The sequence below is a fragment of the Frankia sp. CcWB2 genome (genome assembly GCF_977927585.1).
This window is the reverse complement of sequence record NZ_CDWRCM010000132.1, coordinates 2,540-10,938: the sequence shown is the minus strand read 5'-3', so window position 1 is coordinate 10,938 and position 8,399 is coordinate 2,540. Positions and strand designations below refer to the sequence as shown.

Here is an 8,399-nt window from a genome sequence, read left to right as displayed (position 1 = left end):
GATCTCGGCGTCGGCGTACACGCCCCGCGCGACGAGCTGGGTCAGCAGGGTCCAGCGCAGCTCGGTGTCGAGCACGAGCCCCTCGATGACGTCGGTGCCCTCGAACAGCGCCCGGATCCGCGCCACCTGGTCGGCCTCCTCGGCCTGGGCGAAGGAGGTGGTGTAGACGAGCTGCAGGTCGCTGCCGGGGGCCGCGGCGCGCGCCAGCTCCTCGGCGCGTTCCGTCAGCGCGCGCAGCGCGGGCTTCCGGTTTGCCGGGTCACCGTAAGTGTCGATCGTCAGGTCCGCCTTGGCCAGCAGCGACTGCACCACGCCGATGTCGTCCTCGGCGGTCACCCCGGACAGCACGAGCCGGACGTAGTCGCGGGCGGCGAGTTCGGCGTCGCGGGTCATGTCCCAGGCCGCCGCCCAGCACAGCGTCCGGGGCAGTGACTGGGAGATGGCGCCGATCGACTCGACGAGCGTGGCCAGCGACCGCTCGTCGAGGCGCACCTTCGCGTACGTGAGGTCGTCGTCGTTGAGCAGGATCAGATCCGGCTGGCGGGCACCGACAAGCTTGGTGACCTCGGTGAGCTTGCCCGTCACGTCGAGCTCGACCCGTTCCCGCCGGACCAGCGCGCCGGTGGCGTCCCGATCGTAAAGGCCGATCGCGAGCCGGTGCGGGCGCAGCGTGCGCGAGGCGGTCGGCGGCGCCGACGCCGGCTCCTGCACCACGTCGAACGAGGTGAACAGGCCCGAGGAGTCGGTGAAGAAGCGCGGCCGCAGGGTGTTCGCGCCGGTGGTCTCCAGCCAGTCCGCGGACCAGGCGGTCAGGTTCCGCCCGCTGGCGTTCTCCAACTCGTCGAGCAGGTCGCGCAGCGACGTGTTCGCGTACTCGTAGCGGCGGAAGTACGTCCGCAGCCCGGCGAGGAACTCCTCCTGGCCGACCCAGGCCATGAGCTGCTTGAGCACCGAGGCGCCCTTGGCGTAGGTGATGCCGTCGAAGTTCGTCCGCACCGCGTCCATGTCCGGGGCGTCGGCGACGATCGGGTGCGTGGAGGAGAGCTGGTCCTGGCGGTAGGCCCAGCCCTTCTCCGCGTTGGCGAAGGTCGTCCAGCCGTTGGTGAAGCGGGTCGCGTTCACCTGGGCGAGGACCGACATGTAGGTGGCGAACGACTCGTGCAGCCACAGGTCGTCCCACCAGCGCATGGTGACCAGGTCACCGAACCACATGTGCGCCATCTCGTGCAGGATCGTCTCGGCGCGCCGCTCGCGGCGGGCTTCGGTCACCTTCGCCCGGAAGACATACTCCTCCAGGAAGGTCACGCAGCCGGCGTTCTCCATCGCCCCGGCGTTGAACTCGGGCACGAACAACTGGTCGTACTTGCCGAACGGGTACCGGTAGTCGAACACCCGGTGGTAGAAGCCGAACCCAGCCTTGGTGATCTCGAAGAGCTCGGCGGGGTCGAGGAACTCGGCCAGCGATCGGCGGCAGTAGAGGCCCAGGTCTATGCCGTCGTGGTGGTCGCGGACCTCGTGGTATGGGCCGGCGACGAGCGCGGTGATGTACGTCGACATCACCGGGGTGGTCAGGAAGCGGATGGTGCGCACCCCGATCGCAGCCTCCGCCGCCGCGGCGACTGCGCTGTTGGAGATCGCCTTCCATTCCGCCGGGACGGTGACCGTGAGGGTGAACGTCGCCTTGAGGTCGGGCTGGTCGAAACAGGCGTACATCCGGTGCGCGTCGTACGTCTCGAACTGGGTGTAGAGGTAGACGGCCTCGTCCACCGGGTCGACGAAGCGGTGCAGGCCCTCACCGGTGCGGGAGTAGATGCCGTCCGCCACCACCGTGAGCCGGTTCGACTCCGCGAGGTTGTCGAGCCGGATCCGCTCGCCGTCGAACACCGTGGCGGGGTCGAGCGGCGCCCCGTTGAGAACGACCTCGTCGACCTTCGCGGCGGCGAGCTCGATGAACGTCGACGCCCCGGGCTCGACGCAGGTGAAGATGACCGCGGTCGACGTGCGGAAGGTCTCGTGGCCGGTCGTCAGGTCGAGTTCGACGTCATAGGAGGCGACGTTGAGCAGGCGGGCGCGCTCGCGCGCCTCGTCGCGGGTGAGGTTGTTGGGCACCCGGTTCCTTTCGGACGGCACGGACTTGCAGGACTGCGACACGGTCATCACCGTGTTCCCACTCTCCCACGCCGATGAGGAGAACGGTCGCCGCCGGGGGGCGTGATGGCGGGGGGACATGGTGGTCGGGGGGCGTGGTGGCCGGGCCGTCGGCCGTGGTGCCGGTGCCGGAGATGGTGGATTGTGGTGATTGACGCGGGGTACCCGCTCTCGCTGGTCGCCGATGCGGCACGATGGCGACATCTTCCGCGTGACCAGCTTGCGGGACGCTTGCGGGAGGATCGGGACGTCCGCGCGGTCGCGGGATGGCGGGAAGAAGGCAGGAAGGGAGCCGCCGGTGAGACGGGTGGCGGGGCTCGGTCGCGTCCCCGGGCGCCTTCATCGGGCTCGCCGGGCCTCAGCCGTTCCGGCCGGCGGTGGGTCGCCCACCGCGGCGGCATCCGAGGTGCCGATGCCTGAGGCGGCGACGCCCGAGCCATCGGGCGGGCCGCAGCCCGCCGGCGGGAGGGAGCCCCCGGCTCGGCGGGCCGACTATCACATCCCGGTCGCGCTGCGGGTCTCGGCGGGCTGGTCGTGGCGTCTGATCGTCACGGGCGCGGCCATCTACATCCTGCTGATGGTCGTGGGGCGGGTCCGGATCGTGGTGATTCCGCTCATTGCTGGGCTGCTCATCGCCGCTCTCATCCATCCGCTCGCGCACCGGCTGCAGCGGCTCGGCATGAACCGGCTGGGTGCCGCCCTCACCGCGCTGTTCGTGTTCTTCGCGGTGTTCGTGGGTGTCGGGGTGGCGGTGGGCTTCAACGCCGCGAACGAGATCCCCGCGGTCAGCGATCAGGTCAGCGAGGGCGTCGAGCAGATCCGCGGCTACCTGAGAAACGGTCCGCTCCACCTGTCGCAGAGCCAGATCGACAATCTGGTCGACGACATCCGCCAGAGCCTGGCGGACAACCGGGGGCGCCTGGTCTCCGGGGTAATCTCCGGCGCCTCGGTGGCCGCCGAGGTGCTCGCCGGCCTGCTCGTCACCCTGTTCTCGACCTTCTTCTTCCTGTACGACGGGGATCGTATCTGGGACTGGATCGTCACCCGCTTCCCGGACGGAGCGGAGGATCGGGTGCGCGGCGCCGGTCGGGAGGCGTGGAACACGCTGACCGGCTACATCCGTGGGACGGTCTTCGTCGCGGCGGTCGACGCGATCGGTATCACCATCGGCCTGGTCGGCGTGGGTGTCCCGCTCGTCGCGCCGCTGGCCCTGCTGACGTTCTTCGGCGGGTTTGTCCCGATTGTCGGGGCGGCGGTGGCCGGCGCCGCAGCGGTACTGGTGACCCTGGTCTCGAACGGCGTGCCGGATGCGTTGATCATTCTGGGCGTCGTGTTGGCCGTGCAGCAGATCGAGGGGCACCTGTTGCAGCCGCTGGTCATGCGACGGGCGGTGCGGTTGCACCCGCTCGCGATTGTCATCGCGCTGTCGGCCGGTGGCGTGTTGGCCGGCATCCCCGGTGCCATCGCCGCCGTTCCGTTCGTCGCCATGGTGAACAGGGTCGCCGGTTATCTTGCCGCGAGCGGGAAGTGACCACCACCCTGACGGGTTGATCCCGGTCGAACGGTGCCGTCGACCGAGGAGACCACATGAGCGCCGACACTCTCGACACCCCCGCGGCCACGTCCGTACCCTCACCCACGCCCGTACCCTTGCCCGCGGACGCGACCGAAGCGGTCTTCGCCGATCTCTGGTTCGACCCGTCCTGTCCGTGGGCCTGGCTTACCTCCCGCTGGCTACTGGAGGTCGAGAAGATCCGGCCGGTGCGGATCCGCTGGCACGTGATGAGCCTGTCGGTGCTCAACGAAGACCGGGACATGCCCGAGCAGTACAAGCAGCTGCTGGCCAGCGCCTGGGGGCCGGCGCGGCTCTGCGCCGCCGCCGTCGACCGGCACGGTGCGGACATCCTGCGCCCGCTGTACACGGCGCTTGGCCGTCGCCGTCACCTGGACAAGGCGGAATGGGACGAGCGGGTGCGGGCCAGCCATGCCGAGGGGATCGGCCGGGTGGGCATGGACGTGGGCACCCCGGTCATCGCCGTGGGGGAGACCGCCTTCTTCGGTCCGGTGATCACCCCGGCACCCAAGGGGGAGGAGGCCGCACGACTGTGAGACGGAGTTCTGCTCGTCGCCGGTACCCCTGGCTTCTACGAGCTCAAGCGGACCCGGGACCAGGACCCGATCTTCACGTGATCGGGCATGATGGCACATCATGCGTGTCCATCTGGGATCTGACCATGCAGGCTTCCGCCTGAAGGAGGCGCTCGCCGAGCGTCTGGTGGAGCTGGGCCACGCGCCCGTCGACCATGGTCCTGCCGAGTACGACCCCGACGATGACTACCCCCCGTTCGTCCTCGCCGCCGCCGCCGCCACCGCCGCCGAACCGGGCAGCGTGGGCATCGTCATCGGGGGATCGGGCAACGGGGAGGCCATCGCGGCGAACAAGGTCGCCGGGGTGCGCGCGGCCCTGGCGTGGAGCGAGCAGACGGCGACGCTGGCCCGCCAGCACAACGATGCCAACGTGCTGAGCCTCGGCGCGCGCATGTACACCGTCACGGAGGCCCTGACGTTCGCCGAGGTCTTCCTCACCACGCCGTTCAGCGGGGAGCAACGACACGTGCGGCGGCTGCGGATGCTCTCGGCCTACGAGCGGACCGGGGACGTGCCGTCGGTGCCCGGGTCGGCGTCGTCGGCTTCCTGAGACCTGTTCTTCGAGGACCCGGTCCCGGCAGACCCGGTCCCGGCGGATCCGGTCTCGGTAGGGCCGCTCTCACGCGGTCCGGCGGATCCGCGGTCGGAGCGTCGGCGGGTCCTCCGGGTACCCCGGCCGCGGCGGTCGGTCGTGCCGCTCTCGGCTCCGGCACGACCGGTTCCGGCACGGCTGGGGCCGCCGCGGTGGACCGGGTCGGTGGAGCTGGTCGACGGGGTCGCCGGGGTGGGGCGTGATCCGCGATGCAATACCATCGATCGCTCGGCCTCGGCGAGGTCGGCGTCGGTGGGCCGGGCGGCGTCGCGGGCCCGCATCGCCGTTCTCGGGGGCAGCTTGCTGCGACCCGCGTCGATGAGACCGCGCAGCTGCGCGTCCGCCTCGCCCGCCCCGGCCGCCTGCGACCGGGCCCGGCCTGCGCGCTCGGGTCGTGGCATGGCTCCTCCATCCGCTCTGGCCGGAAACCTTGGCGGATCATCCCAGAAGCGGGCCGCTCGGGAGGCCTCGTGACGCGGGTGGACGTCGGAAATCCGCCGGTGCGCGGTTATCCCCCGCGACAGGTTGATCTCCATCCTTGCGTTTCCGAAGGTTTCCGGAAGTTCACCGTCCCGTGTAATACCGGCGGGTCGCCCGACGGCGACAGCGCCGACTGCCCGATCCAGGATGATCCGAGCCGATCCGGGGGGATCGGCCACCCCCTGTCCGAGCTGTTCTCCCCCATCCGTATGCTACACATCGACAGATGAACGTCCGATAGCCCAGCATGTGCCCAATAGATGTCCATCTGTACTCAATAGATGTTCATTGTGCCACCTTGCTAGTAAATGAAACGAAAGGAAACTTGAGCATGCATGCTTTGCCGCATTTCGGTAGAACACCTGAAACTGTTTGCTGATCTCGATCAGCCGTCACCAACCGCTGCGCCTCGGTGGCTTCAGTCATCGGCTCTGCCGTCGCGGCCTAGGAGTTGAGTCTTGGACTGCGTGCCTGTGAGCGTCGTCATCCCCGCCTACAACGAGGCGATGCGCCTGCCCGGCTCGCTACCCCCGCTGATCTCGGTCATGCACAGGATCCCCGATGCCGAGGTGATTATGGTCGACGACGGCAGCACGGACGGCACCGCTGCGATCGCCGAGGAACTGCTCGCGGATCTGCCCGGTGGTCGGGTCCTGCGGCTGCCGTGGAACTCGGGTAAGGGCGCCGCGGTCCGCATGGGGGTGTCGGTCGCGCACGGTGAGTCGATCGCCTTCCTGGACGCCGACGGCGCCTCGGACGTCAATGATCTTCCTCTGCTCCTCGCCGCGTTGGAGCACGCCGAAGTGGCGCTCGGATCGCGCCGGGTCGGGGCGGGTGCGGTCCGCAGCAGTGGCCGGCGGGTCGGCAGCTGGGCCTTCAACCAGATCACCCGGTCCCTGACCAGCCTGGACGTCGCCGACACCCAATGCGGATTCAAGGCCTTCCGCGGTCCCGAGGCCAAGCTGCTGTTCAGCCTTGCGCGCTCCTCCGGATTTGGGTTCGACGTGGAGGTGCTCTCGATCGCCCGGTCGATCGGCTACCGGATCACCGAGGTCCCGGTCCGATGGGCGGAGATACCCGGTGGCACGTTCCGGGTGACCCGGCACACTCCCGCGATGCTCGTCGACGTGATGCGCGCCCGGCGATACCTGAACCGCTCCGCTCCCGGCCTCGTGGTGACGCGTCCCACGGTGCAGTCGCCCGCCGCCGCGGCGGCGCCGGTTCGTCCGGGCGACGGGGCGTCCCCCGCAGCCCAGGTCCGCGTCCCGCCTCCTGCCGTGAGCGTCCCGGCACCCGCGGAACCGGTGACCGCCGGGCCGCCGGCCGCCGCCCTCACGGCGGCCGTGGGGGGCGTCGAGAAGCCCCTGCGCCTGCCCGCGGACCTGGGCGGTGTGACCCCGCTGCCCCGGAAGGTTGTATGAAGGTCCGGCGAACCGGACCTTCATCCTTATCCTTTGGAGTAAGCGATCCCTCCCCCCCGCCGCCGGCCCCCCACGACGGCGAAGGGCCTCGGCGCGCCGTCACCCTCCCCGGCCGTCGCAGCCCCGGCCGTCGCCGCGTCGCCGCGACACGCGGACGTCACGGTGGCCCCTGTTCGGCATGGCCGCCGGCTTCATGGTGCTCTCTCTGCTCCAGGCCCCCGGCAAGCTGACCGCTGACACCAAGCTGGACGTCCCCCTCGACCCGTGGGGCTTCATGGGGCGGGCCACCCATCTGTGGAACTCCCTCGCCGAGTTCGGCTACCTGCCCAACCAGTACGTCGGCTACCTGTTCCCGATGGGACCGTTCTTCGGCGCCGGTGACCTGCTCGGGATACCCGCCTGGATCACCCAGCGGCTGTGGATCGCGCTGATCCTCACCGTCTCCGCCTGGGGGGTCGTGCGGCTGGCCGAGGCCCTGCGGCTCGGCGTGCCGCACACCCGGGTGCTCGCCGGACTCGCCTACACCCTGTCCCCGATGTTCCTCGGCAAGATCGGGGCGACCTCCGTGGCGCTCGCGGGCGCCGCCATGCTCCCGTGGATCACCCTGCCGCTCATCCTCGCGCTGCGTCCGGACGGCGCCCTCGGCGCCGACACCGGTACGGCCGCCGCCACCAGTACCACGGCCGCCACCACGACCATCAGTACCACGGCGGCCGATGATGTCGATGCTGCTGACGATCCCGCCCTGGACCCGGGCCGGCGGCTGTCCCCGCGACGGGCGGCCGCCCTGTCCGGACTCGCCATCCTGGGCACCGGCGGAATCAATGCGACGGTCACGCTGTGCGTCCTGCTCTGTCCGGCGGTGGTCCTCGTGTTCGCCGGCGGCACCCGCCGGGCCTGGGCGCTGCGGGCCTGGTGGGTCGTCGCCGTCATCCTCGCCTCGGCCTGGTGGCTGCTGGCGCTGATGGTGCAGGCTCGCTACGGGCTGGACTTCCTCGCGTTCACCGAGACCGCCCAGACGACCACGGCGACGACGTCGGTGGCGGAAGCCCTGCGCGGCGCGACGGACTGGCTGGCGTACGTCCAGCTGCCCAGGCCCTGGCTGCCGGCCGCCACCGAGTACGTGTCCCGGCCGGTGCCGATCATCGGATCGGCAGCCGTGGCGGCGATCGGGCTGTGGGGGCTGTCCCGGGCCGATCTGCCCGCCCGCCGGTTCCTGCTGGTGACGTTGGCCGCCGGCACGGTCTCGGTGGCCGCGGCCTATCCGGGGCATCCGGGCAGCCCGCTGGCGGGCGCGGTGCGGGACCTGCTCGGTGACCAGCTGGGCTTCCTGCGCAACGTCTACAAGTTCCAGCCGGTGGTGCGGCTGCCGATCGCGTTGGGGATCGCGCACGCCCTGACGGTCCGACCTGTCAGCCTCACCGCCCGTGTGCGGAGATGGACGACCCGCGGGGCTTCCCACCGGCACGGCGGGGCTGCGGACATGATCGCGACCGCCGCGGTGAACGTCCCCGTCGTGCTGACCGTGGCCGCGCTGGTCTGCGGCATGACGCCGGCGCTCGCCGGCAGGGCGCTGCAGCCCCGGCCGTTCGCCCGGGTGCCCGACTACT

Annotated in this window: 5 protein-coding genes and 1 pseudogene; 5 read left to right on the top strand and 1 reads right to left on the bottom strand. The window is 70.5% G+C overall.

The window, feature by feature from the left end; translation table 11 throughout:
* The coding region (gene pepN / locus ACY45C_RS14405; protein ID WP_462188119.1) for an aminopeptidase N at window positions 1–2,109 on the bottom strand (2,109 nt) is incomplete at its 3' end.
* A 337-nt stretch (window positions 2,110–2,446) separates the two neighbouring features.
* Between pepN and ACY45C_RS14400 the strand changes: the two genes are divergently transcribed.
* From ACY45C_RS14400 to ACY45C_RS14380, 5 genes and pseudogenes are all read left to right on the top strand, one after another.
* Entirely contained in the window at window positions 2,447–3,679 is a 1,233-nt protein-coding gene (locus tag ACY45C_RS14400; protein WP_462188113.1) for an AI-2E family transporter, read from the top strand.
* A gap of 56 nt (window positions 3,680–3,735) precedes the next feature.
* A pseudogene (locus ACY45C_RS14395) lies at window positions 3,736–4,338 on the top strand (mycothiol-dependent nitroreductase Rv2466c family protein).
* Window positions 4,339–4,357: 19 nt separating this feature from the next.
* The gene (locus ACY45C_RS14390; RefSeq protein WP_462188112.1) at window positions 4,358–4,846 is read left to right on the top strand and encodes a ribose-5-phosphate isomerase; all 489 of its coding nucleotides are present in this window, start codon (window positions 4,358–4,360) and stop codon (window positions 4,844–4,846) included.
* Window positions 4,847–5,835: 989 nt separating this feature from the next.
* On the top strand, window positions 5,836–6,789 hold the full coding sequence (locus tag ACY45C_RS14385; RefSeq protein WP_462188118.1) for a dolichyl-phosphate beta-glucosyltransferase: 954 nt from the start codon (window positions 5,836–5,838) through the stop codon (window positions 6,787–6,789).
* Window positions 6,790–6,982: 193 nt separating this feature from the next.
* The coding region (locus tag ACY45C_RS14380; RefSeq protein ID WP_462188111.1) for an alpha-(1->3)-arabinofuranosyltransferase domain-containing protein at window positions 6,983–8,399 on the top strand (1,417 nt) is incomplete at its 3' end.